This window comes from Paenisporosarcina antarctica, from assembly GCF_004367585.1.
Classification (GTDB): domain Bacteria; phylum Bacillota; class Bacilli; order Bacillales_A; family Planococcaceae; genus Paenisporosarcina; species Paenisporosarcina antarctica.
On record NZ_CP038015.1, the window covers coordinates 2237824 to 2263291 of the forward strand.

A 25468-nucleotide genomic window follows, 5' to 3' on the forward strand; every position below is an offset into this window, starting at 1 on the left:
ATTCTATGCATCAGACTTAAGAAAATTAACAAATTCTAGGCAATAGCATACCCGTTAGTCGGTGAAGACGCCTCGTTGTTCCCATAGGGGTTTTTAATAGCAGTTTTCCAGTATCTACATTACTAGAAGTAATATGACCAATAATGCTTGCATTCTGTCCAAATACATTTTTCCTCATTATCTCAAGTGCTTTATGTTGATTAGTTGGGTCTATAATCAAAACTACTTTCCCTTCATTTGCTAGATAGAGAGGATCAAAACCTAAAATGTCACAGGCACCTTGAACATCATTACGTATCGGAATAGATACTTCGTCTAATTCAACAATAAAATGAAAATCTTCACATAGTTCTACTAATGTTGTGGCTAATCCACCTCGCGTAGGATCTCGCATTATTCTAATACCTTCAATTTCCTCTACGAGTTCTTGAATGAGGTGATTTAATGTTGCACAATCACTCTCGACATCGGTTAACAAACCATGCTCTTGACGTGCACTGAGGATGGCAATACCATGATCTCCTATTGTGCCACTTATGATAACAGAATCGCCTTCTTGGATAGCTTCAGGTTTTAGTCGATGCTTCTCTTGAATCCATCCAATCCCAGTAGTATTAATAAATAAACCATCTACACTACCCTTTTCCACTACTTTTGTATCACCTGCAATGATTGTCACTCCAGCATTTTTGGCTTCTGCTGCCATACTTTCAACGACCTTTTTTAATTTAGGAATCTCAAACCCTTCTTCAATAATAAATGCAGCTGTTATGACGTGAGGTATTGCTCCACATACAGCTAAATCATTTACTGTCCCTGTAATGGCTAACTTTCCTATGTTTCCTCCTGGAAAGAAAATAGGCTTGACTACGTAACTATCAGTTGAGACAGCGATCGTTTGTGTAGGACATTGAACAATGGCAGAATCAAGTTGTACCTGTTCAGAATCGCCAAAAGATTTAAGAAATACATGTTGTATGAGTTGGTGAGTTAATTCACCGCCTTCCCCATGAGCTAAACTAATTCGCTGAACCAAGTTCTATTCCTCCCTCATGTATTGATAATGAGCTGCACAGGTTCCTTCTGTAGAAACCATACAGGGACCAATCGGGTTAGTTGGTGAACACGCTTTATCAAACAAAATACACTGTTCAGGTGTGATTAATCCTCGAATAATCTCACCACATCGACATTTTGTTTTTCTCGGCTCTTCTATAACTACCTTAAACTTCTTTTTCGCATCAAATTGAGCGTATTTTGCTTTAAGGACTAATCCACTATTAGGAATCGTGCTCATACCTCGCCATTCCTCGTCATAAGGTTCTAAATATTGTTTTAGAAAGTTTTGAGCAACTAGATTCCCTTCATTTTTCACTACATATGTATAATCATTGATGATATCTACTTTTTTTTCTAGAAGAAGCTCTAGCAGTTTATACATACTACTAAGTAATTGTACGGGCTCAAATCCAGTTATTACACCTGAAATTTCATATTCTTCAGCTAAAAAATTGTAACTCTGTTTTCCTAAAACGATGGAGACATGCCCAGGTAAAATAAACCCATCAAGTTTAACTTCACCTGAATCAAGAAGGACTCTTAATACAGGTTCTACCAATTTCGTTGTCATCCATATGGTGAAATTCTTTAACTCCTTCCTCTCTGCCTCGCGAACAGCAAGAGCAAGTATGGGAATGGTCGTTTCAAATCCAATCCCTAAAAAAATGACTTCCTTATCAGGATTTTCTTGTGCAATTATCACACTTTCTAACGGGGAGTATACGACTCGGATATCCTTACCTTCTGTTTTAGCTTTCATCAAGGTGAACTTGGAGCCTGGCACACGCATCATGTCACCAAAGGTACAAAGAATTCTGTTAGGTTCTTCAGATAATTGAATCATGGCATCAATCGATTTTTGATCAGTGACACATACCGGGCAACCTGGCCCAGCAATCAGGCCTATATGGTCTTTTAATCTAGCTTTTATTCCCGTTTTGGCAAACGCCATGGTGTGTGATCCACATACTTCCATAAATATTGGAATTCTACCTTCTTTTTCTTTAAATCTTTCCGCTAACTTAATAACTGCTTCAAGCGAATGACGAGCAATTGTTGGATCAGAAAAAATCTCCATGTTTACCATTCAATAATTTCCTCCATTCTTCCATACTTTCTTTTGCAAATTCTTCATCGACTATGGTTAATGCCTGTCCTGCATGAAGTAACACAAAATCATCTTCCTTAACTTCAGGAACAAAAATGATTCCCACATACATTCTAGAACCCATAACATCGACTAAAGCTGTATGGTCTTCAATTTTGACTACTTGTGCAGGTACTCCAACACACATATAATTTCACCACCTTTAGTTAAATATCCATTGGCACTTTATTAACAGCATGAGATGCAATTATTATTTGTCCTATCGATAAGCCACCATCATGGCAAGGTACGTTTTTATGTGTGTAGACGTTAAAGCCTTCAATTTGAAGTCGTCTTTTAATCTCCCTAACTAAGTAGATATTTTGAAATGATCCTCCAGAAAGTACTACCGATTTATTCAATTCAGGTCTATTTTCAACTAGTTTTTGAACCGTTTGAACACAACAAGAAACGATAGTTCGATGAAAGGTTTGAATGATTTTTGTATTGGGATGGTTGTTTAATTTGTCTTGAATGATTTGATAAATCATTGGAGACAGGTCGAGCTGAGTTTGGTTTTTACTGTTTGTTTCTAAATGAAATGAATAACTCTCATCCGATTCAATTTGGGGTTCATCTAAAGCATCCGATAATTTGATTGCAGCTTCTCCTTCATAAGTAGACGTTAAACAAACCCCAAGAATGGCACTGATCGCATCAAACAAGCGGCCACAAGTACCTGCCATGGGCGTATTTATGTGATTGTTAATCATGCTTTCAATTATGTGAATCTCATTTAATTTCTCAGGAAATAGTTTTGTAGACCATTCTTTTCCTTGTATTGGCCAGTAATAAAGTAACATTCCAACTGCATTTCTCCACGGTTCTTTAACTGCTTTCTCTCCTCCTGGAAGAGGGGTATATTGTAAATGCGCAAGACGTTCAAATGAATGTCCATTTCCATATAAAAATTCAAATCCCCAAATGTGTCCGTCTTCCCCGTATCCTGTTCCGTCTAATATAATGCCTAAACAAGGCTCCTCTAGTCCGTTATCTTCCATACAAGACACATGATGAGCATGGTGATGTTGAATGGGAATCACTTTACTTTTCAGTTTTTCAGCAATTGAGTTAGATGCATAAAAAGGGTGTTTATCAACTGCTATATACGGTTCTTCAACTCCAAGCCATTCTTTAAAATGATGCAGTTGCTCTTCAAAGGAGTGAATCATTTCTTCGTTTTCTAAATCACCAATATGAGGACTCATCACTATATAATTTTTCTTTCCAACTGCAAACGTATTTTTTTGATTTCCACCTAAGGCAATTAGTTGATCCACTTTTGCATTTGTTTCCAAAGGGTCAGGAACGAATCCTCTAGCACGCCGAAGATATAACGTATTTTCTCCATTGCATTGAACAACAGAATCATCTATTGGAAAATGTATATTGCGGTTATGTGTTAAAAGAAAGTCACACATTTCTTGTATGTTAGGTAAAGATTCATCTTTATAGTGAATAGGAAGACCAGAAGAATTAGCACTAGTCATCACCATGCATTCCAACCCACTATTCTCAAACAACAAATGATGTAAAGGTGTGTAAGGCAACATAATTCCAAGAGTAGATAAACCTGGTGATAAATTTTGTGGTAATAAACCATCCCTTTTTTTCTTTAACACAACAATAGGCATTTCTGGGCTAGTAAGCATTTCCACTTCCTTGGTAGATATATTACAAAACTTTCTTGCAACATCCACGGACTTTGCCATTATAGCCAATGGTCGCTGCGGTCGTTTTTTTGTAAGTCTTAATTGGTCAATAACACGCTCTTGATAAGCATCACAAGCTAAATGGTAGCCACCTATTCCTTTAATACCTATAATCTTTCCTTGTTTTAATAGATCAACTGTGTGATTAACTGCTCGTTGTTGTTCAGTTAAGGATTCTCCTCTTTCATTATGAAGAGTAACGGTAGGTCCACACACTGGACAACAAATTGGTTGAGCGTGGTGTCGCCGATTCAATGGATTTTCATATTCTTTTCGGCAAAGATGACACATTTCAAATTCTCTCATCGTTGTATTGGGTCGGTCATAGGGAAGGCTATCGATAATGGTATAGCGTGGTCCGCATTGAGTACAATTTATGAATGGATATTGAAAACGTCGATTGTGCGGGTCCATCAATTCTTCTAGACAGTGTTTACAGATAGCAGCATCCGGAGACATCCAAGGAACAGCATCACTACTTATTTCACTAGAGATAATAGAAAACTCTAGATAGCCGTTCAGAGGAATTTGATTAATGCGTATTTCATTAATTTTTGATAATGGTGGTGGGGACAACTCTAATTCGTTTACCATGTCACTTACCTTTTTTTCGTTTCCTTCTACAATGATAATTACACAGCCAACGTTATTTTGAACTGTCCCTGTAAGGTCATACTTTATTGAAAGTGAATAGACAAAAGGACGAAAACCAACCCCTTGTATTCGTCCCGTCACAATTATTTTTAAGGCTTTACGCATTGTAGGTACGCATCATTTATCCATTTTATCCAGTCTTCAATCCCTTCACCAGTCTGTGCGGAAAGTTCTAGTAACTGAGCTTGAGGGTTGATTGCTGCTAAATCTTTTTTCGCTTCTTCTATGCTGAAAGAAACATATGGAAGGAGGTCAATTTTATTAATGATGGTTATATCTGTACGTCTAAACATCACTGGATATTTAGGGATTTTATCATTGCCTTCCGGTACACTTAAGACAACCACTTTGTAGTCTTGTCCTAAATCATAACCGGATGGACATACGAGATTCCCGATATTCTCTATAAATAGGATGTCAATTTGATTTAGGTCAAATTCTGGTATTATTTTAGCAATCATCCTTGCGTCAAGATGACAGCCTCCAACCGTGTTTATTTGAACCGTTTTTATTCCAAGCAAACGTAATCGTTGTGCATCCCGGTCTGTCGCTAAATCTCCCTCAATGACAGCAATTGTAAATTTATTTACTAAATATTTTACTGTTTCTTCGAGTAATGTCGTTTTACCAGCACCGGGAGAACTCATTAAGTTAATGACAAGCGTGTTATTTTTTTTGAAGATTTCTCTATTTAACTTTGCTACTACATTGTGATCTTTTAATACATCTTCCCGAAGATTAACTTTCATGTTCATCACTTCCTTCGTATGATTCAACTCTAAATGTTTCACCAGCAATAAGTAGACAGTTCGGGTGTCCACACATTGGACAAAGTGCTACCCTGTAGTCAGGTTCAAACTCCAGCTGACAAGATTTACATTTTGCTATGGCCAACTCACGTATAATATGTAATTCCGTTCTTACATCAATAAAGCTTATTTGATCAGTTCTAAAATATAGAAAAGCTAACTCTAGAGCATCAGGTAATACATTGGATAAATCTCCAACAATCACATCTATTTTACTCACTTTATTAAAACCCTTTAATCTAGCATCATCAGAGACGAGATTAATAATCTCCCACATAAGCGACATCTCATGCATTGAGATCACCTTCCATTAAATAGTCTTCGTAAATTTTATGCTTAGTTTTACTAAAAAGAACTAAAAATAGTAAATGCCAATTATAGTCAATTTGCTCTTTTTATTTCATACTTTATATCGATTCACAAAAAAATTTGGCGAGTAAAATTAGTTGGTTTATCACATTTCAGCTTAGTCTTTATATCAGCTCTTAAAGAACACGTTAAGAAAAACCAAACAAAATAACCTTTTTTGTCTATCGGCCATCTCGTATTTTATCCTTTATGCCATGGTGTATTCCTTCATAGTTTGGGGCTGTAACTCAGCTAATTTATTGATTTTTCAATTACACTATATAAAAAAGAGTGACCGAAATTACGTCTTCGATCACTTTTTATACATTTAGTGAGAATTCTTTCATTAACCAAATTCAAAATCCGGTGCCCAAGGTTATAGGGAAGTAAAGGACGAACACTCACCGCAGGATTTCCTGTTGGAAGGAGAATGGCAAAGAATCCTTAAATATAAAAAATAGAGGCAAAACCATCCATTAAGGGACTGGTTTTGCCTCTATTATTTAAAAATGAACAAACAGGTCTGCAGATACAGCTTCATTTAAAATCCATTTAATCGGAACTTGTTCAGCAGGATAAATAAAGTTAGACTCATCATCAATATCTAAATCAACAACATATAATTGAACTCCCATTTCAACCGCAATTTCAAGCATCTCATGAATAGTAGGAACATTAAAATCATGTATAGCATTTGAAAGATATTCGATGCCTTCAGATGGAATAGGAATATATCTTTTATCCAAGATATTTACACCACTTCTAGAAAAGGCTAATATAACATCTGCTCCTGAAGAAGCGGCTCCAACTGCAATATTTAATGGAGGATACGCTGACTCTAGTTCGTCATGAAGTGCTAATACAACTACTTTTTTTGATTCCATGATATATGATTCCCTCCTTCAATAGCTTAGTACGGCATCAGCCGTATAGGCTAATTCCAAAAAGGTCACAACTCCAGCAAGTTCAGCTCCATCAACAAGTTCTAAACCATCTGCAATTAAGACATTCATCTGACATCCATACAATTTGATTCCTGATTCTAAAGCAAGTTTCAATAATAAAGCCAAATCGGTGCCATGGGTTCGATCCAATTTCTTTAAATAACGTTGATCTAAAACCCTAGCACCATCAAGGTCAAAAAAAAGGACCACTTCATTATGTTGCTTGACCATTTCAATAGATTGCTTTAATACATAGGTTGCATTTGAACTTAACGACACAAAATAAATGAATTTCTTGTTTGCCATACAAGCCCTTCTTTCGATATTCAACTATTAATACGAACTCAATTAGTTTTCGAAATTATAAAATGTCTATCCATATCTTTATAGCTGTTCCAAGGATTAGTAATGCCAAAGTGACTTGTAACACTTTTGTATTCATTTTTTTCCCTGCCATTGCTCCTAAAGGTGCAGCGATTAAACTAGCAACTACCATGATAAATGCCGGATAATAATCCACTTGTCCTGTAGTAATCTTCCCAATAGTAGCACCAATAGATGAAATAAATGTTATGGCTAATGAAGAAGCAATCGTCATACGTGTTGGAATTTTTAATACAACAAGCATAATAGGTACTAATATAAATGCACCTGCTGCACCTACAATCCCAGCTCCGATACCTACAACCCCAGCAAGTGTAGCTGCAAGCCATTTATTGAATTTCACTTGATCTAGAGGAGTATCGTCAAGTCCCTTTTTCGGTATAAACATCATAATTGCAGCGATTGCAGCTAAAATACCATAGGTGAAATTAATGCCATCTTCGCTCATAAATTTTGATCCGTAGCTACCAATAAAGCTACCAATTAAAATACTTGTTCCCATGTAAATAATTAGATCTTTATTTAAATAGCCGCCTTTACGGTATACCCAAACACCGCCAATTGTCGCAAAAAACACTTGAATAGCACTTATCCCAGCAACTTCATGGGCACTAAATGCCGCTAAACCAAGCATTGGAGGAATGTATAAAAGCATTGGGTATTTTATTATTGACCCACCAATTCCGAGCATTCCCGATATATAGGACCCAATAAATCCAATTAAGAAAATGGTAATGATAAATCCTAAATCCATTATTTTACCTCCTTCAAGGAAAAGGAACCCAAACTGGATTCCTTCATTTCATAAATTTTCACATAGTATGACTTTATCGAACTGCACAGCGATTTGGTCCAATTTCCATTTCACGTTGTTTCTCATCATCAGGGCTAATAATTCCCATATTTGTTTGACGAATTTCTTGATAAGCATTTGGTTGTGGTGGTAAATTTTCTGTCACTAGTTTTCTAAATTCATTTTCATCTTTAATATTTAAGCCATGATTTTTTTCAAATAATGTTCCCAATTTTTTAGATACACTACCATCTTCATTTAATTCATCAATGATCATGAAATGCGCTGGAAGAACGATTAAATCCATAGATAATTCTTTGAATCGTGTATAAAGACTTTCTCTAAGATCTACTACCCAATCTTCAGCCATTCCAGCTAAATCTGGTCTTCCAATTGAATCAATAAATAAGATATCTCCTGAAAGCAAGAATTTATCATCGACTACAAACGAGGTTGATCCAATAGTATGACCTGGTGAATACAAAGCATGAATATTAATCGTTGTATCTCCTATTGTTACATCGTTCCCATTTTCTAATGCTTGATAGTCAAATACTACTTCTGTTGCATCTTTTGGAGGCAACCAGTATGTTGCATTTGTTTTTTCAGCAATCACGCGTCCACCAGAAATGTGATCAGCATGAAGATGTGTATCAAATACATGTGTGATTTTTGCCCCAATGCTTTCGGCAAATTCAAGATAGACGTCAGTCATTCTTGTAGAGTCAATAAGTGCCGCCTCACCATTTGAGACTACCATATAAGATAAGCAACCTTTACCAATACGTACGAACTGATAAATTTCTCCACCATCTTCAAGATTCCCAACTTTAACTGGTTCTAAATGTTCACTCCAAGCTTTCATTCCACCTTCTAAGTAGGATACCGTTAGTCCTGCGTCAGATAGCATCTCTGCAATCATCATAGAAGATCCGACTTTTGCACATACAACCAAGATTTCTTTGTCAGTAGGAATATCATTCATTATTCCCTCAACACCATCAAGTAAATCAAAGTACGGTATATTTAGAAATTCAAAGTTTTCCCCTTCAATTTTCCAATCTTGAAAATCACTTTCATTGCGAACATCTAAAATAAATAATTCTTCTTTATTAAATACTTTTTTCGTTACATCATGTGAAGTTAGTATATTTACAGTCATTTTTTAATTACCCCCTATGGTATATTTTCTTATAAAAAATAATATTAGAATGTCAACGTTACGTCTGCATCTTTAGCAAACTCTAAAAATGTTACAGCTCCGCCTACTTCAATTCCATCAACAAATGCTTCTTTTTCTAGACCCATTACATCCATTGTCATTTGGCAACCAATGAATTTAACACCCATTTCTTGTGCCATTGCAACCAATTCTGGAATGGCTGGAACATTAGCTTTCGCAAAACCTTCTGCAAAATGTTCTTTACCCTCAGGCATTTCAAGTTGTTGATATGCTTCTGTATGAATTAAGTTTAGCCCTTCAAATGTGAAGAAGATAGCTACTTCTTGATCTGTTGCAGCTGCTGCTGTTGCGATATTAAACACCTTGTATGCGTCAAACAATCCACCATTACTTGCAATAATTGCTACTCTAGTCATTAAATTTTCCTCCTAATTTTTAGTTGTTTATACTAGTTGTTTCTCCAGACCACTGACTCATTCCTGGTACTACATTGATTATATTTGTAAAGCCATTTTCTGCTAACTTTTGTGCAGCAAAATCACTTCTATTTCCAGTACGACATATAACAAAGATTTCGTCTTCTTTGTTTAATTCATTCATACGACTTTCTAATTCACCCATAGGAATAGAGAGTGAATTTGGAATATGGTCAAATGCATATTCTGCCGCTTCTCTAACATCAAGAACAACAATTTGATCATTATTTTTTAATTTATTATCGAGTTCTTCATTATTTGCCACATTTGGATGCTTACGTTCATTTGTTTCAGCTCCTGATGACTTTCTTAAATAATGCTTTAATATAGTTCCTTCTTCTATCGTACCTAAATATTGATGCCCCGTACTGCCTGCCCAAGCTTTAAGATCAGCTTTTGATCCCTTATCTGTTGCTAAAACTTCTAAAACCTGACCAGCCTCTAAAGCATTCATTGCCTTTTTTGTTTTCACGATAGGCATTGGACATGCTAATCCTTTTGCATCTAAAATTACATTTGCTTTTAAGTTATTCAAATTAAAACCTCCTGTTATTATACCTTCTGGGGTATTATTAAATTTAAAAAATTTTAAACTACATTACCTTCCCAAGAAAGCATTCCGCCGGTCATATTCATGACATTAAATCCTTGAGTATCAAGGAACTTAGTAGCACGGCCACTTCTAGCACCTGAACGACAAACCATTATATATTCTTTTGATTTATCTAGCTCATTCATACGTGATTCAATTAACCCTAATGGGATGTTAACTGCTCCTGAAATTTTTCCAGAAGCTGCTTCATCCACTTCGCGCACATCGAGGATATTTATAGACTTCCCTTGACTTACTACTAACTTAACTTGTTCTGCAGTTATTTCTTTCATGGTATAGTCCTCCTTACGTTTTTTGTTTATTTCATCGCCACATTACTTACCATACCCTTTTTAGCTTATATCAAAATCACCCTAAATCAAGTAATTGAGATATATCCTAAAACGGTTTATATGAATAAGTTAACATTTCCTTCTTGAGCGTCAGCTAAATATGCAGCTACACCAGCATATTCAATGTCGTCTAATAATTCAACTTGATTTAGGCCTAATAAGTCCATCGTCATTGTACATGCCACTAACTTAATTTCTTGTTCTTGTGCCATTTCAATTAATTGAGGTACAGTCAACGCATTATGCTTTTTCATTACATCTTTGATCATCTTCGGTCCGAAGCCTGCGAAGTTCATTTTTGAAATGCCCATTTTATCTGCGCCTCTTGGCATCATTTTTCCAAACATTTTTTCCATAAAGGTTTTTGGAACCTCTATATCCTCATCTTTACGTAATGCATTTAAACCCCAAAACGTGTGGAAAATGGTTACCTCATGATCATAAGCTGCTGCACCATTAGCAATAATATATGCCGCCATCACTTTATCATAATCTCCACTAAATAATACAATCGTTGTTCTTTTCTTTTCAGTCATGTTTTGTCTCCTAAATGCTTATTATTTTCTCGAAAATTAACCTTTTTTGATCCAAAACTTTAGAACTTCATTTTCTTCCTCGTGTTTCATTAATTCATGGCCACCAGATTTAGCCCAAGCTGTCAAATCATTTTTTGCGCCTTTATCTGTTGTATGAATTTCTAATATTTGACCACTTTCAAGTTCATTTATTGCTTTCTTTGTTTTAACGATTGGCATTGGACATGCTAACCCTTTTGCATCTAACACTTTATCTACAGTCATAGTCATTTTATATTCCTCCAATAATAGTTTTCATTAATTTTTCTTACCCCCCTGGGTATATTACTAGAAAAAAAAAAAGAAGTCAACCCCTACATTTTATTCAACACATTATACAAGCAAGCATCTGCATCTGCTATTCTATTTTCCTCGTCTGCATTTCACCATATTTTTTAAAATAGATGAAACTACGTTTCACGTATAAAATTTATTCTAACTCTTAGTCTCTAAGATACCCTTATATGTATATTCATAGCAACACAATAAAATACATACGAAAAGTTGACTCTTGCCCTATTTCTACGATCTTTGAGTCAACCTCGTAATTATTCTGTCGGGATAATCAAGCTACTAACAGCCATTAAATACTTTTACTTATACAACTAATTAATCGGTCTTCTATATCTTTAGCAAACTGCTCCATTTTGTCATCGTTTAACATACTAATAAGCGACGTTGGTTTTGGCATGCCTATTTTTGTTTTCCCATTACTTTCATACACAACAATTTTACAAGGTAAAAAATATCCCGCCATTTCATTTTCAATTAGTACTTTTTGTGCTTCTTGAGGATTACATACTTCCAGTACTTTAAACTCTTTTTCAAACTCAAGACCTTTTTCTTCAAGCTTTTCTTTAATATCAAACATCCACAAAATACCGAATTTTTCTTCTTTTAAGTTTGTTTCTAAGGCACTAATTGCCTCCTCAACACTTTTCTTTGTTTCAACAGTATAATTAAACAAATGACTACCTCCTTTAAATTTTTCGTTCTTACCGTATATTATCATAATTATTAAAATAATCTCCAGTAATCTATACTAACTGTTGTTAACGAAAAATTCTTCAAATAAATGAGCTGTCCCAAAAGTCATAGAAAGTGACTTTTAAGGGCAGCCCTCTTTCATATAGTTTGGGAATGTGGCATTTGCACACAATCTCTTAATAGTAGTAGGAGTCCGACAACTGCTTTTTAATAGCAATAAGTAAAAACATAAAAACAGGTGAAGAAAAACGACTCGTTTTCCTTCACCTGTTTTATTTTAGGGACTTATTAGACAGCCCCTTTTTTGATTAACAACAAGCTTAAGAAGCTTTCCATACTCCCCGTTCCCACTTGTCAATAAATTGTTCAAACGTAAGACCGTAACGTTCTCTAATCTTATGATACACAAAATAATGTCCTAAGCTTTCGATCAAACGATCCTCCATCTAATTCACTCCTTTTATCAAACTTAATTTACTTACTACATAATATTCATGTCATGGTTACATTAGTTCAATTAGTTTTATATTTTCAGTATGGTCGAAAAAACTATCTTTCATTACAGTTAAATCAAAAAAGATCGTAGTGGATTCAACATCCATTACGACCTTCTTTTGATAATTAGTAAGTTACACTACTGGAATTGCTTTTTTCTTATCATGACTCTTATCTCTAGTAAAATATTGAATAGCGAATAATGATAGGAACAAAGTTAAACCGATCGTATCTGATATTCCTTCTGGATAAATAAGGAGTATACCAGCGCCGACAGCTAAAATACGTTCATACCATTTCACTTGACGATACCAGTAGCCAATCATACCGGCTCCTATGGAAATCATACCAGAAATTGCAGTAATTAATACCCAAATCAACTGTGGAATCGTGGTATCAATCATTAATAATTCGGGTGATAAAACGAACATATACGGAATGATAAATGCCGCTATGGCAAGTTTTGCTGAAACGAAACCTGTTCTAATTGGATCGCCACCGGAAACTCCAGATGCTGCAAATGCAGCTAAAGCAACTGGTGGTGTAATATCAGCAACAATACCAAAGTAGAACACGAATAAATGTGCAGATAATGCAATTGCTATAGGAACCGCTGCCCCTTCTGGCAAATCAAGCATTAACAGCGTTATGACAGCTGGTGCTGCAATGGTCGATGTTATGACATAGTTTGCTGTCGTTGGTGAACCCATACCTAGAACAATAGCTGCTAACATGGTAAAGAATAGCGTTAGTAAGATATTCCCACCTGAAGCTGAAACTAATCCGTTTGCTAAACTTAAACCAAGACCTGTTTTCACAACAACTCCGACAATAATACCTGCCGCTGCAGTTGCTGCTGCTACCGCAAGAGCTGTTCGCGCTCCATCTACAAGAGCTTCAATCATATCCTTGAAACTAAGACGTGTAGCTTTATTAAATGCACTAACAATTATGGTCAATAGAATACCATACAACGCAGCGCGCATCGTTGGTACTCCATTTAGTAAGAAGAAGATAATTCCGACAATTGGAAGTAATAAATATATTTTCTTTAATACCGCTTTACGATCTGGCATTTCTTCCTTTGACAAACCACGTAAACCTAAACGTTTTGCTTCAAAATGCGTCATAATCCAAATACCTGTGAAATATAATAGTGCTGGAATCGCTGCTGCCTTTGCAATATCCCAATACTGAATACCACCGATGAATTCTACCATTAAGAATGCTGCAGCTCCCATAATTGGTGGCATAAGTTGTCCACCAGTTGATGCAGCCGCTTCTACCCCACCGGCAAATTCTTTTCTATAGCCAAGTTTTTTCATCATTGGGATTGTATAAGAACCTGATGTTACTACATTTGCTACTGAACTACCTGAAATTGTCCCTTGGAGTGCACTAGAGAAAATCGCTACTTTAGCTGGTCCTCCAATTAGGTGACCGGCAAAAGCTACAGCCAAGTCATTAAAATATTGTCCTACACCCGTCTTAACGAGGAAAGCACCAAAGAGCAAGAAGACGAATATGAATGTTGCAGATACACTAAGTGGTGTACCTAAAATACCATCCGTGGTAAAGAACATTAATTGAACCAAACTTTCTAAATCTTGTCCACGATGAGCCAAGAAGCCAGGGAAATATGGTCCGAAAAATGCATACGCTAAAAATGCTGTAGCGATAACAGTAATTGGCATTCCTACAGCACGTCGCGTTGCCTCGAGCGTTAATAATACTGCTAATATACCGACAACTAAATCGAGTGTTGTTACATTTCCAACACGATAGTATAATTCATCGGCCATAATTGGCCAATACGAGCCGACACCAATTGAAAGAAGAGAAAGAATGTAATCATAAAAAGGAATTCTCCTCTTTGTTTTGTTCCCTTTTTTTATGGCAGGGAACAGTAAAAAGATAAGTGATAAAGCAAATCCTAAATGGATGGACCTTTGCAAGTAGGCAGTGTACTGCCCAAAAATAGCTGTATACAATTGAAATAATGAAAAGGCTAATAGTCCAAAGAATACGACTTTAAGCATAATTCCTTGTAAGTCCCGCGTGTTGGATTCGGGGTCATACTTTTGTAATATTTGTCGTTGCTCTTCAACAGACAGTTGTTCAAACTGTTCGCTATGTTCAGTACCGTTCGTTTTATCGCTCACGAAGCCTCGCTCCTTTCACTTGATCAACAAGTGACAAACGTGCTACTTGGAAAGTATACGTTTCGCCTCTCGTTAAATAGTTTTTTAAATTATATTCATAATCAACATAACGAAATGCTAAATCACGTTCAATATCTCCCACATGTAAATCAAATGAAGGAAAAACTTGTGACATATTCGTTATGTAATACTTACCCTCTTTTTCGACAAAGTTCTCTCCTTTTCCTGCTCCAGATGGCATACCAATTGCAAAATCTTCATATTCGAGGGATGAAAGTTGAATATTATGTCTTTTAGAAACTTTATATGTTTCTAAAACATCTGATAAATGAATAGAATGCGTATATCGAATTTGGAAACTCTTCTCATTTTGAAGGGGAAGATAGGCAACTGTATGAGTTGTCCGTTGCTCGAAGAAGACAAAACTCCATTTATAAGGGATAAACGCACTTAGGAGAAATATGCTTATCATAATTACACCAAAAGAAAGGATTGTGCGTTTTTTCATTTAACTCATCCCGATTCTTGAATAAGAATAAGAACGATGAAGCATAATGCTTCATCGTCTAGTTATTACAATTATTAATAGAACGCTATGCGCTTTTATTATTTACCAACGCCAGCTTCGTCGAAATACTTTTGTGCACCAGGGTGAACATCTATATCGATTCCATCTAAAGCTGTTTCAGCTTTAATGAATTCACCTTTTGGATGCATGATTTTATCTGTATTTTCGTAAATTGCTTTTGTAATATCGTACACAAGATCCTCAGGAAGTTCGTTGCTTACAGCTAACATAGCAAGAACTGAAACTGTTGGCACTTCTTCAGTCATACCATATGTTCCTGCAGGAATTGTTTCCTTAGCATAGTATGGATATTTCTCAAGTAACTCATCTGCTTTTGCGTCTTCTACAGGTACGATAACAACTTCAGATAAAGCGTTTAAGCTTTCTACTGCTCCTGTTGGTGTACCAGATGTGATGAATGCTGCATCAATTTGACCAGACTGTATACTTTCTTGTGACTCACCGAAATCTAAGTTTTGTGCTTGTATATCGTCCATTGTCATGCCATGAATTTCTAATAATTGCTCAGCATTTGCAAATGTTCCTGACCCAGGAGCACCTACAGATACTTTTTTCCCTCTTAAATCGTCATATGATGTAATGCCGGTTTTAGATATTGTTACTAATTGAACCGTTTCTGGATATAACGCACCGATTGCAGAAATAGAATCGATTGCATCGCCTTCAAACATAAACTCACCAGCTGTAGCATAATAAGCGATATCCGTTTGTACGAATGCAATTTCTGCTTTCCCATCTTTAAGCGCTGTCATGTTAGCAGCAGATGCTTGAGATACCTCTGCAGTTGTATCTACGCCTGTTTCAGTCTTAATAATTTGTGCAAGAGTTCCACCTAGTGCGTAATAAGTACCAGTTGTACCACCCGTAACGATGCTTAAAAACTTGTACTCTTCTTCCTTTTCACTGCTACCATCACTATCACTACTGCTACCACTGCCACACGCGCTTAATACTAAAGCTGCAGATAGTCCCAGTGCTGCAAGAATTCCTAGTTGCTTTTTTTTCATATAATTTACTCCTCCTATAACGATTTGTTTGTATCAACTATTATTTTAGCACGAATTATTAATAGTTTGTCAAATTGTTGTAAGAGTCAGAAAGACTTTATTCCCAACTTATTAGGTAGTTGCGCCCTCAACTTTAGACTCAGGTGCTGTTTCGTCTGGTTCAATATCAGCAAAAGTCTCATGATTCTCTTCTAAATCACGTGTACGATGTGCAATTCTAGAGGAAGCACATGCAGCAATACTTGCCACTAGATCGTCTAAAAAAGTATGAATGCTACTGCCTATTTTAGTGTCTAACTTTTTAATAATACCAATTTTATTTTTGTCTAAATGTCCAAAAGTTGTTACTGCAATACTGCCGTATGTATATGCGGCTCCCAATGCAATCATTTCATCTACACCGAACAACCCTTCATCTGATTCAATAATTTGTTGAAGAGGATCTGATAACATTTTCTTCTCCGCTAATTCATCAAGTTCAATACCTACTAATATAGCATGTTGCATTTCTCTCTTTTTCAAGACACTTTCAACTGATTCTATGCAATGTTCAATTGTCAGTCCAACATTGTACGGAACTTGCATTTCGAAAACGATTTCTGAAACCTCTTTTATGGTAACTCCGCGTCGTTTCAATGCTGATTTTGTTGCTTCGTATACTTGTTGAGAGTGAATTCTTCCTTGATTGTTATCCATAATATCATCTCCATTTCTTATAGTGGTTATTCAAGAATATACGTTCTACCTGCATTATGATACAATTTCTGTAGCAAGATTTAGAGGAGGTCATGTACGATGTCTAAAGGTACAATTCAAGACGTTACACTTTTTAGTGACGCCTTACAAGAAGATATGCAATTGCTGATTTATTTACCAACAAATTACTCACCACTTTATAAATATACCGTGTTAATTGCATCTGACGGGAAAGATTACTTCCAATTAGGACGGATTTCACGTGTTACAGACGAACTACTTGAAAACAAAGAAATTGAAAATATAATTATTGTTGGTATTCCCTATAAAAGTGTAGAAGATCGCAACAAGAAATACCATCCATCTGGAGAACAACATGATGCTTACTTACGTTTTCTTGCTCATGAGCTTGTTCCTTATTTAGATAAAGAATACCCAACCTATCAAATAGGCATGGGCAGAGCATTGATTGGTGATTCTTTGGCAGCTACAGTGTCTCTTCTTGCTGCAGTAAAATATCCGAATATATTTGGAAAAGTTATTTTACATTCTCCGATGGTGAATACAGATGTTTTATCTAAAGTCGAAAATATTCGAACACCTCATTCTCTCTCTGTTTATCACATTATTGGTACAGGTGAAGATAAAGTGAAATTATCAAATGGGAAAATTGAAAATTTCCTGAAACCAAATCGAGATTTGAATTCCTTGATGCAAGAAAAAGGGTTTTTGGTGTTCTATGACGAATTTATAGGAGACCATACTTGGAAGCATTGGCAGCCAGATATCAAAAGATCGATTAAAATGAATTTCAGTCTATGAATTTTGAATGCCTAATTTATTAATTTTGTTATAATAAGAGTATGCACTTACTCAACTAAGAAGGAGGTTTTTCAGATGAAATACGGAGTCGTTGCATTCCCATCTAAAAAACTACAAGATTTGGCAAATTCGTATCGAAAACGTTATGATCCACATTATTCACTCATTACCCCTCACATGACACTTAAAGGTGTCTTTGAAGCAAGTGACACTGAAATTGAAGTACTATCAAACAGTATCAGAAACGTGGTTCAACGTCATAAACCATTCACATTACACGCAACTGGTGTTAGTTCTTTTGCACCAACTACTAATGCAATTTATTTCAAAGTTGATAAGACTGAAGCATTAATTAATTTACATGAAGATTTACACAAAGAGAGTTTAGGACTCAAAGCAGAACATACATTTGTTCCGCACATTACAATTGCACAAAAAATGTCATCAGGTGAACATGATGATATATATGCTCAATTAAAAATGGCTGGTCTTAATCACGATGAAACAATTGATCGCTTGCATTTGCTATACCAACTTGAAGATGGTTATTGGACGGTTTATGAAACATTCCGTTTGACTGGAGCTGAAAACTAATTTGATTACAGCAAAACGAGTGGAAACAGAAAAAGAACGTGAAGATGCTTTTCTTATTCGTCAAAAAGTATTTGTTCAAGAACAAGATGTTCCTGTGGATTTAGAGTTAGATGAACATGATCAGTCCGCAATCCATTTTGTCGCATATGACGGTGAAGAGCCAATAGGTGCGGGACGTATTCGGGTACCTGAACCGGGTATTTCAAAAGTGGAGCGAGTGTGCATATTATCGCAATACCGAGGTAAGCATTTAGGTAATTTGATGATGGAGAAAATGGAATTTTATGCGAAAGAAGCTGGATTAAAAACAGTTAAACTAAACGCTCAAAGCTATGCCATTCCATTTTACGAAAAACTTCACTACAAAATTACTTCACCAGAATTTTTGGATGCGGGTATCCCTCATCGTGCCATGCAAAAAGAATTATAAAAAGTTGTTCCAAAAAATAAAATAGTTGTCTTCTTAAACCTGAATTATCAAAAAAAGCACTTGTTCATAATTGAACAAGTGCTTTTTTTATTCATTTTTCTGATTCATCATTGAAGCTATTTCATTTAAGTTTAGCTTATTTCCTTTTTGAACCACCGAATTCACAATTTTTTCTTCTAAATCTTTTGTTATTGGTTTTCCAGCAATTTTAGATACTTTGCGAACAATTTTTTGTACTTGTTTTTCATCTGAAAAATCTGCGTACTGTATTGCATTTGCTAATGCGAAAACTTCATCCATAGACACACCAGTTTTTTGCTCAATTTTCTTAAAAAATGAGTCGTTCATTTGTTTCCCTCCTATTTTACATAATAGCTACTTACGATGATGAATAGGATAAATAGCACAATAATAAGAACAAATGTTGACCCTTTATAAGAGCATGAGTTGGATGTATTTGTGGATAACCATCGTAAAAACCGCAACTTTCTACTATTCCCTTACCTACCATCCCATTCGACCTAGAATATGCAAATAGGTAGAAATGAAAAGGGCATATACCTCAGGAAACTTTCCCTTTTGATTTAAAAAGAATTGCGCCAACTACACCAAAAATAATGGCAGCACTGATTCCTGAACTTGTCACTTCAAACATACCAGTTATTACACCAATAAAACCATGTTTTTCTGCCTCTTGTAAAGCACCATGTGTTAGTGCATTACCAAAAGAAGTAATTGGGACAGTTGCGCCCGCTCCAGCGAAGTCAATGAATGGCTCATACAAACCAAATCCATCAAGGACAGAACCAATAACCACCAATAAACTTAGTGTATGCGCAGGTGTCAATTTCGCTACATCGAAAAGAAGTTGTCCTACTACACAAACAAGTCCACCGACTACAAAAGCAATAATAATAGAAGAGATCATATTGTCACCTCAATCCATCGTCACTTCAACAGCATGGGCAATACATGGAATGGTTTCGCCCTGTTGAAATGATAATGGGGATAGTAAAGCACCTGTTGCTACTAATAAAATTTTCTTCCATTTCTTTGACAATAACTCTGCGTATATAGGTCCAAGGTAAACGGAAGCCGAACAACCTGCTCCACTTCCTCCTGATAAAAATTTATCATTGTTGCCATAAAATTCAGCACCTGCATCTCTATAACTATCGACAGGATAAGTAGAAATACCACTTGATTTAATTAATTCTTGCAAAATGGCATAGCCATTTTTCCCTAGATCACCGGTCATAACAAAATCGTAGGATGTATCTTTATTTTGAGATAAATGTTGTTGAATTGTGTCAAAAGCAGCCGGAGCCATTGCACTTCCCATATCCAGTGGGTCTAAACACTCACAATCAATTACTTGTCCAATCGTAGCAGAATGTATATACGGTTTTTCGCTTTGATGTGTAGAAAGAATACCATAACCTGCCCCAGTGACAGTCCATTGACCTGTAGGCGGCTTTTGAGCCCCATATTCAATGGGATAGCGAAATTGTTTCTCGACAGCATTGTGCTGACTTGCGGCACCAAATAATATTCGCTCCATATGATTTGTTTCAATAAAAAAGCTAGCTGTAATAAGTGAAGAAACGCTAGTTGCACATGCAGAAAACATTCCCATAAAAGGAGTAGCCAGTGTACGAGCTGCAAAACTAGAAGGTGTCATTTGATTAACCAAATCTCCAGACAAAAACAAATCAATATCTGGTGCCTCAAATCCACCTTTCATAATTGCCAATTTACATGTTTCCTCAATTAATTGTGCATGTCCTTTTTCATTCGTTTCCTGTCCGATTCTCTCATCTTCATAAATAAGGTCGAAATTTTTAAGAAATGGACTTTGTTTTTCTAGAGGTCCTACTCCTACTGCTGTTGACACGATACTTGGCTTAGAAACAAATTGGACCGTTCTCGCTTTTACCAAGAGATAACCCCCATTTTAACAAGACTAGTTTTAATAAGCGCGACAACAAATGCAGAAAACACACCATAAACAATAACCGCGCCTGCAAGTTTAAACATGTTTCCACCTACACCAAGAATGAATCCTTCTGACCTATGTTCAATCGCAGCAGAAATAATTGCGTTACCAAATCCAGTTACTGGAACTGCTGAGCCTGCTCCACCAAACTGTCCAATTTTTTTATATATCCCTAAACCTGTTAATATCATTGACATAAAAATCAACGTTGCTACAGTTGGATTACTAGCTGTACGTTCAGTAAAAGAAAAAAAATAAATATAAGTTAAAGTAATGATTTGTCCAATCCCACAAATAATTCCTCCTACAAAAAAAGCTTTCAAACAATTCTTTACAATTGGTCGTTTTGGTGCCATTTGATCCACCGTTTGTTGATAGGAATTAACATCCATTATGTTACCTCCTTTGACAGTGCTTGAATGTCGTCTAAATCTTTTTTCAAGTCTTCCATAGTTGGTTTTTCTTTAATGATTTTCTCTAGTTCCCACGAAATTTTTAAATCACTAGATACAAAAACTTTATGGTCTGGAAATAGTGATTTGACTTCCTTTTCAAAAGACTTTGTAATTTTCACTTTTTTGAATTTTGATAATGGTTTTACTTGTATGGCAACCACAAGTTGATGATCAAAAAAAACGACATCTGCATCGTTTATATTTTGATTGTCTTTAAGAGCTGTTTGAATCAATTCAATTTCTTGTTGATCATCTTCCACGTGATAAGTGGATACTTGCGAATCGTTCGAACAACCTGTTAGTAATAGTAAGACACAACTTACCCACCTGAATTTTTTCATCAATTTATCACCTTTTATCTTTATTATGGTTACTATTTATTATGGTTACTATTCAAAAGTTTATACACAAATTGATTTAGCCGCCCTGTTGTATGAACACAACCTACATACAGTATAAAGACTTAAAAAGATTGGGAGGTGAAAAAAATGGGATGTGAACGTAAATATGAATCAACAACATCATCCATTGAAGGTATTACAACAGGTAAAGGTAGATGTATCTGTGACGTAGTTCGTGCAATTAAAGACATTCAAGATGCTGTAGTGGACAACGACTGTCCGGAATGTCCAACTAATTGTTTCCTTGAACCACTAGGTGGATTAGTAAGTCCAGCACGTCAACAAGCGGATACTCGTGTATTCATGCTTTTGACAAAAGATGGTACGCCTTTCAAAGCTTTCTTCCGCGATAATGACTACCATGACTGTGATTGCTTCTCTGTATTCTTCCGTGTTGAAGACATATTCGATGGTTGCTGTGCAACTCTTCGTGTATTAGAGCCAGTAGATCGTCATAAAAAAGAAGTAAATCTAATTAATGATTGCGGTACTAAATTAAACTTGAAGAAAATCTGTGAAGTAAGAAATTTCCGACTTTCTGATAGCTGTATTACAGTTGATTTAAACTGCTTCTGCGGCATTGAATGTGTAGCTGATGTATTTCTTGGTGTATGTGAATAATTAAATAACACTTCAAGCGTGCAGTGTCTAACAAGCCCAACTTCCATTCAAAAGGAGGTTGGGCTTAATTTTTGTATTCATATAGTTTGTGCGGATTGTTAAGAAATATATATGATATTTTTTTCAGGATGCAAAAAAACTTATGTGGTAAAAATGTTTTAAACACAAAAATCATCCATTATAAATAAATGGATGATTTTTGCATAAAAGTTTAAATTCGAACAGGAAGGATTTTCCCCCGCCACCAAATCTCTTGAATATCTTGAATTTCAACTGCTACTAATTCACCTTCAGGTAATCTAATTTGAACGCTTTGTAGATGTAATGCATCAACAGCTCCACAAATTTTTTCACCATCTTTAAATTGAAAGCACAGTGGTTTGTAAACATGTTTTGCTAAATCTGTTTTCAAAAAAAGAAGCCTTTTCCACATCAACGGATCAATTTCGACTGCTTTTGCTAAAGGTTCAGGGAAGATTGAAGTACTTTCTTCTTGCCATCGAGAAACTTTTGGCACATGCCGATATACAGGCGGACCATGGACAAAAAGGAGCGGATCATTTTCCAATGAAACATACACACCCTTTTTGAAGTAGTTTATGCAGTATGTTTACAATATGTGAAAACCACTGTCACAATGAATCGTTTCGCCTGTGATTCCACGAGATAATTGACTAAATAAAAATAATGCAGTATCGCCAACTTCTTCTGGCGTAGTGTTGCGACGAAGTGGTGCACGCTCTTCAATTTCTTTTAAGACGCTGTTAAAATCGCTTATACCTTTTGCAGACAAAGTGCGTATCGGGCCTGCTGAAATTGCGTTTACACGTATGTTATATTGTCCTAAATCAGCTGCTAAGTAGCGTACTGACATTTCTAGTGATGCTTTTGCCACTCCCATGATGTTGTAGTTAGGTACAACTTTTTCTCCACCTATATACGTTAAAGTAACGATGCTACCACCTTCAGTCATCAATGGTTTAACAGCTTTCGCTACGACAGTTAATGAGAAAGCGCTGATATTATGTGCAAGTAAAAATCCTTCACGAGACGTATCTGAGAAATTCCCTGCTAATTCTTCTGTTTTTGCAAATGCGATACAGTGAGCTAAGCCATCAACTTTACCTACCTGTTGCCCAATTGTTGAGAAACATTTCTCTACATCTTCGTCATTTGTTACATCACAAGGAAGTACGAGTTCATGTTTCCCTTCTAATGTTGCCACTAAATCACGAACAGACTTTTCAAATCGTTCCCCAGCATAAGTAAAAATAATATTTGCTCCCGCTTTATCTAGTGATTGTGCAATTCCCCAAGCGATACTTCTTTTATTTGCTACACCCATGATGACGTATGTTTTTCCTTGTAATGACAAAGACATAAAAAAATCCCCCTATTAATTCTAATTATTAATACCTGGTACTAATAATACATCACAAAAAATAAAAGTGCAAAAAAATAGTAGAATAATAATAGGTAATTTCGTTTCCGGGTTAATGAAAATATTCCATACATATTTGCATGATACTTTTATTGAGATAATAGCCTAGAAATAGACTCGTCGAATAGAAAAAATATCGCTCCATTTCATTTTACACAACCAGAAAGACGGAAGTCCTTATCTGTCAATCTGGAACGAATTAACGTCAACCTAGCAAGTCAATCCATACTTTTCATATAAAAAAACTTTAAAAAAGTGATGAGAGCACTTTTTTAAAGTTGAGAAAGAAATATAGTTGCTAAACCTAAATATATTAAAATACTAATAATGTCATTTAGTGTTGTAATAAATGGACCTGAAGCTACCGCTGGGTCAATATTCATCCGGTGAAAGAGAAGTGGAATAAATGATCCTGACATGGTCGCGACAAAAATGGAGCCGAATATTGCTGCCCCGACTAGAAGACCAAGTAATAGGTCTTGTTGTAAGAAATAGACTATTCCTACACTGAAAACCGCACAAACTATTCCTGTTATAAGACCTGTTCCTGCTTCGCGCATTAACAATTTCATTTTACTTTGTTCCTCGATATCGCCCGTTGCGATACCACGGACTGCAACAGCTAAAGCTTGCGTACCACTATTTCCAGCCATTCCTGCAATTAATGGAATAAAAACAGCTAAAATTGCTACTTGATCTAAGACTCCTTCAAATATTCCCATCAAACTTGCCGTAAACATTCCTAAAAATAATAAAATAATTAGCCATGGCAGTCTTTTCTTTGCCGCAGTTAAAGGTCCTTTATCAAACGTGTCCATTTCTGAAACGGCAGCTAATTTCGAGTAATCGTCATTCGCTTCTTCTTCAAGAACATCTAAAATATCATCTACTGTGATAATTCCGAGTAAATGATTTTGGAAATCGACAACTGGAACTGCTAAGAAATCATAATCTTTAATCATTCTTGCTACTTCTTCTTGATCTTCACTTACCGATACACTAACCACTCGATCATTTTTAATCGAACTAATTAACGTATCCTCATCCGCAATAATCAAATCACGTAATGACACTACACCAGTTAATTGATGATCATCATTTACGACGAAAAGATAGTATATTATTTCTGCTTCAGGTGCAGCATTACGTAAGATCATCATCGCAGATCGAGCGGTCGAATTTTCTGGAATTGCCACATACTCGGTCGTCATAATTGAACCAGCCGTGTACTCTTCATAGTGGAGTAAATCTTTAATTTCTTGAGCTGATTCATCATCCATTATAGTTAAATAGCTGGCAACTTGATCTTTACCTAACTCATTTAAAACGTCTACAGCATTATCCGCATACATTTCAGATAACATATCTGCTGCATACGTATTATCCATTTCTTTTAAGAAGGGTTCATATTCATCATCATCGAGTTCAATTGACTGGAAAATCTCGGACATTTCTTTTGGAGAGAGATACTGATAGATAATTTGCCTGCTGTCAGGACCCACCTTTTCAAAAAATTGTGCCTGGTCATACGGATGTAATGATAAAAACTCTTCTCTAAATGAATCAACTTGGTGTTCATTTAAAAATGTTAACAATTGTTCGGCATCTAAGTTATGTTCTTCGTTATTTTTACGATCGTCAATCATGTATGCCCCCTCCTTTCCTATATGTTTTCATTTCTACATTGTTTATTGTTTTTGTTACACTGTTGATATTGCCATATTTTCTTTAAAAGAGGTGATT

The 25468-nt window shown here is 35.8% G+C and carries 34 protein-coding genes; 4 read left to right on the forward strand and 30 right to left on the reverse strand.

The annotated features are described in order from the left end of the window. Positions 1 to 25: 25 nt before the first annotated feature. The 21 genes from hypE to E2636_RS11230 form a co-directional block, all read right to left on the reverse strand. Positions 26 to 1036 (reverse strand): hydrogenase expression/formation protein HypE, encoded by a 1011-nt coding sequence (gene hypE / locus E2636_RS11135; protein WP_134210249.1) that lies wholly within the window; start codon positions 1034 to 1036, stop codon positions 26 to 28. 3 nt (positions 1037 to 1039) lie between these two features. Beyond that, positions 1040 to 2146, reverse strand: coding sequence for a hydrogenase formation protein HypD (gene hypD, locus E2636_RS11140; RefSeq protein ID WP_134210250.1), 1107 nt, complete (start codon positions 2144 to 2146; stop codon positions 1040 to 1042). Next, on the reverse strand, positions 2121 to 2354 hold the full coding sequence (locus tag E2636_RS11145) for a HypC/HybG/HupF family hydrogenase formation chaperone (protein ID WP_134210251.1): 234 nt from the start codon (positions 2352 to 2354) through the stop codon (positions 2121 to 2123). The genes hypD and E2636_RS11145 overlap by 26 nt, the downstream gene beginning before the upstream one ends. Positions 2355 to 2373: 19 nt before the next feature. Continuing rightward, positions 2374 to 4677 (reverse strand): carbamoyltransferase HypF, encoded by a 2304-nt coding sequence (gene hypF / locus E2636_RS11150; RefSeq protein WP_134210252.1) that lies wholly within the window; start codon positions 4675 to 4677, stop codon positions 2374 to 2376. After that, a complete protein-coding gene (hypB, locus tag E2636_RS11155) occupies positions 4662 to 5321 on the reverse strand; it encodes a hydrogenase nickel incorporation protein HypB (protein ID WP_134210253.1) in 660 nt (219 codons plus the stop codon). Before hypB ends, hypF begins: the two co-directional genes overlap by 16 nt. Then, entirely contained in the window at positions 5311 to 5676 is a 366-nt protein-coding gene (locus E2636_RS11160; protein ID WP_134210254.1) for a hydrogenase maturation nickel metallochaperone HypA/HybF, read from the reverse strand. The genes hypB and E2636_RS11160 overlap by 11 nt, the downstream gene beginning before the upstream one ends. 556 nt (positions 5677 to 6232) lie before the next feature. Next, entirely contained in the window at positions 6233 to 6613 is a 381-nt protein-coding gene (locus E2636_RS11165; RefSeq protein ID WP_017379387.1) for a hypothetical protein, read from the reverse strand. Positions 6614 to 6631: 18 nt separating this feature from the next. Beyond that, positions 6632 to 6979 carry a DsrE/DsrF/DrsH-like family protein gene (locus E2636_RS11170; RefSeq protein WP_134210255.1) on the reverse strand — a complete coding sequence of 116 codons (348 nt, stop codon included), beginning with the start codon at positions 6977 to 6979 and terminating at the stop codon, positions 6632 to 6634. 55 nt (positions 6980 to 7034) lie between these two features. Beyond that, on the reverse strand, positions 7035 to 7811 hold the full coding sequence (locus E2636_RS11175) for a sulfite exporter TauE/SafE family protein (protein WP_134210256.1): 777 nt from the start codon (positions 7809 to 7811) through the stop codon (positions 7035 to 7037). Between the two features lie 73 nt (positions 7812 to 7884). Then, positions 7885 to 9012: an MBL fold metallo-hydrolase gene (locus tag E2636_RS11180; RefSeq protein ID WP_134210257.1), complete on the reverse strand. Its 1128-nt coding sequence runs from the start codon at positions 9010 to 9012 to the stop codon at positions 7885 to 7887. Positions 9013 to 9056: 44 nt separating this feature from the next. Beyond that, on the reverse strand, positions 9057 to 9449 hold the full coding sequence (locus E2636_RS11185; protein ID WP_134210258.1) for a DsrE/DsrF/DrsH-like family protein: 393 nt from the start codon (positions 9447 to 9449) through the stop codon (positions 9057 to 9059). A 19-nt stretch (positions 9450 to 9468) separates the two neighbouring features. Then, positions 9469 to 10044, reverse strand: a complete 576-nt coding sequence (locus E2636_RS11190; RefSeq protein ID WP_134210259.1) for a sulfurtransferase TusA family protein — start codon at positions 10042 to 10044, stop codon at positions 9469 to 9471. 53 nt (positions 10045 to 10097) lie between these two features. Then, positions 10098 to 10394, reverse strand: coding sequence for a rhodanese-like domain-containing protein (locus tag E2636_RS11195; RefSeq protein ID WP_134210260.1), 297 nt, complete (start codon positions 10392 to 10394; stop codon positions 10098 to 10100). 116 nt (positions 10395 to 10510) lie between these two features. Continuing rightward, complete coding sequence (locus E2636_RS11200) at positions 10511 to 10990, reverse strand: DsrE/DsrF/DrsH-like family protein (protein WP_134210261.1); 480 nt, start codon at positions 10988 to 10990, stop codon at positions 10511 to 10513. Positions 10991 to 11026: 36 nt separating this feature from the next. Then, complete coding sequence (locus E2636_RS11205) at positions 11027 to 11254, reverse strand: sulfurtransferase TusA family protein (protein ID WP_134211792.1); 228 nt, start codon at positions 11252 to 11254, stop codon at positions 11027 to 11029. Positions 11255 to 11612: 358 nt separating this feature from the next. Further along, complete coding sequence (locus E2636_RS11210) at positions 11613 to 11996, reverse strand: DUF302 domain-containing protein (protein ID WP_134210262.1); 384 nt, start codon at positions 11994 to 11996, stop codon at positions 11613 to 11615. 340 nt (positions 11997 to 12336) lie between these two features. Further along, positions 12337 to 12462, reverse strand: a complete 126-nt coding sequence (locus E2636_RS19570) for a hypothetical protein (protein WP_017379397.1) — start codon at positions 12460 to 12462, stop codon at positions 12337 to 12339. Positions 12463 to 12645: 183 nt separating this feature from the next. Next, the gene (locus E2636_RS11215) at positions 12646 to 14673 is read right to left on the reverse strand and encodes a TRAP transporter permease (RefSeq protein ID WP_134210263.1); all 2028 of its coding nucleotides are present in this window, start codon (positions 14671 to 14673) and stop codon (positions 12646 to 12648) included. Beyond that, complete coding sequence (locus E2636_RS11220; protein ID WP_134210264.1) at positions 14663 to 15181, reverse strand: DUF1850 domain-containing protein; 519 nt, start codon at positions 15179 to 15181, stop codon at positions 14663 to 14665. The genes E2636_RS11215 and E2636_RS11220 overlap by 11 nt, the downstream gene beginning before the upstream one ends. Before the next feature lie 98 nt (positions 15182 to 15279). After that, complete coding sequence (locus E2636_RS11225; RefSeq protein ID WP_134210265.1) at positions 15280 to 16269, reverse strand: TAXI family TRAP transporter solute-binding subunit; 990 nt, start codon at positions 16267 to 16269, stop codon at positions 15280 to 15282. Between the two features lie 111 nt (positions 16270 to 16380). After that, positions 16381 to 16965, reverse strand: coding sequence for a phosphatidylglycerophosphatase A family protein (locus tag E2636_RS11230; RefSeq protein ID WP_134210266.1), 585 nt, complete (start codon positions 16963 to 16965; stop codon positions 16381 to 16383). Between the two features lie 99 nt (positions 16966 to 17064). Between E2636_RS11230 and E2636_RS11235 the strand changes: the two genes are divergently transcribed. The 3 genes from E2636_RS11235 (at position 17065) to E2636_RS11245 (ending at position 18811) form a co-directional block, all read left to right on the forward strand. After that, a complete protein-coding gene (locus E2636_RS11235; protein WP_134210267.1) occupies positions 17065 to 17787 on the forward strand; it encodes an alpha/beta hydrolase in 723 nt (240 codons plus the stop codon). Between the two features lie 75 nt (positions 17788 to 17862). Next, entirely contained in the window at positions 17863 to 18381 is a 519-nt protein-coding gene (locus E2636_RS11240; protein WP_134210268.1) for a YjcG family protein, read from the forward strand. Between the two features lies 1 nt (position 18382). After that, a complete protein-coding gene (locus E2636_RS11245) occupies positions 18383 to 18811 on the forward strand; it encodes a GNAT family N-acetyltransferase (RefSeq protein WP_134210269.1) in 429 nt (142 codons plus the stop codon). A gap of 87 nt (positions 18812 to 18898) precedes the next feature. On the opposite strand, the gene E2636_RS11250 is transcribed toward E2636_RS11245, so the two are convergent. From E2636_RS11250 to E2636_RS11275, 6 genes are all read right to left on the reverse strand, one after another. Continuing rightward, the gene (locus tag E2636_RS11250; RefSeq protein ID WP_017379405.1) at positions 18899 to 19159 is read right to left on the reverse strand and encodes a stage VI sporulation protein F; all 261 of its coding nucleotides are present in this window, start codon (positions 19157 to 19159) and stop codon (positions 18899 to 18901) included. 11 nt (positions 19160 to 19170) lie between these two features. Next, entirely contained in the window at positions 19171 to 19296 is a 126-nt protein-coding gene (locus E2636_RS11255; protein WP_134210270.1) for a YjcZ family sporulation protein, read from the reverse strand. A 77-nt stretch (positions 19297 to 19373) separates the two neighbouring features. Continuing rightward, positions 19374 to 19739: a stage V sporulation protein AE gene (gene spoVAE / locus E2636_RS11260; protein WP_017379406.1), complete on the reverse strand. Its 366-nt coding sequence runs from the start codon at positions 19737 to 19739 to the stop codon at positions 19374 to 19376. 9 nt (positions 19740 to 19748) lie between these two features. Continuing rightward, complete coding sequence (locus E2636_RS11265) at positions 19749 to 20750, reverse strand: beta-ketoacyl-[acyl-carrier-protein] synthase family protein (RefSeq protein ID WP_134210271.1); 1002 nt, start codon at positions 20748 to 20750, stop codon at positions 19749 to 19751. After that, entirely contained in the window at positions 20744 to 21199 is a 456-nt protein-coding gene (spoVAC, locus tag E2636_RS11270; RefSeq protein WP_134210272.1) for a stage V sporulation protein AC, read from the reverse strand. Before spoVAC ends, E2636_RS11265 begins: the two co-directional genes overlap by 7 nt. Next, complete coding sequence (locus tag E2636_RS11275; RefSeq protein ID WP_134210273.1) at positions 21199 to 21603, reverse strand: YhcN/YlaJ family sporulation lipoprotein; 405 nt, start codon at positions 21601 to 21603, stop codon at positions 21199 to 21201. The genes spoVAC and E2636_RS11275 overlap by 1 nt, the downstream gene beginning before the upstream one ends. Before the next feature lie 147 nt (positions 21604 to 21750). Here E2636_RS11275 and E2636_RS11280 point away from each other — a divergent pair, with 147 nt between their 5' ends. Then, positions 21751 to 22284 (forward strand): CotY/CotZ family spore coat protein, encoded by a 534-nt coding sequence (locus E2636_RS11280; RefSeq protein WP_134210274.1) that lies wholly within the window; start codon positions 21751 to 21753, stop codon positions 22282 to 22284. 211 nt (positions 22285 to 22495) lie between these two features. Here the strand turns inward: E2636_RS11280 and E2636_RS11285 are convergent, their stop codons facing one another. The 3 genes from E2636_RS11285 to mgtE form a co-directional block, all read right to left on the reverse strand. After that, positions 22496 to 22852: a hypothetical protein gene (locus tag E2636_RS11285; protein WP_134210275.1), complete on the reverse strand. Its 357-nt coding sequence runs from the start codon at positions 22850 to 22852 to the stop codon at positions 22496 to 22498. Positions 22853 to 22894: 42 nt separating this feature from the next. After that, entirely contained in the window at positions 22895 to 23665 is a 771-nt protein-coding gene (gene fabI, locus E2636_RS11290; protein ID WP_134210276.1) for an enoyl-ACP reductase FabI, read from the reverse strand. Between the two features lie 332 nt (positions 23666 to 23997). Next, on the reverse strand, positions 23998 to 25371 hold the full coding sequence (mgtE, locus tag E2636_RS11295; RefSeq protein ID WP_134210277.1) for a magnesium transporter: 1374 nt from the start codon (positions 25369 to 25371) through the stop codon (positions 23998 to 24000). Positions 25372 to 25468 lie beyond the last annotated feature (97 nt).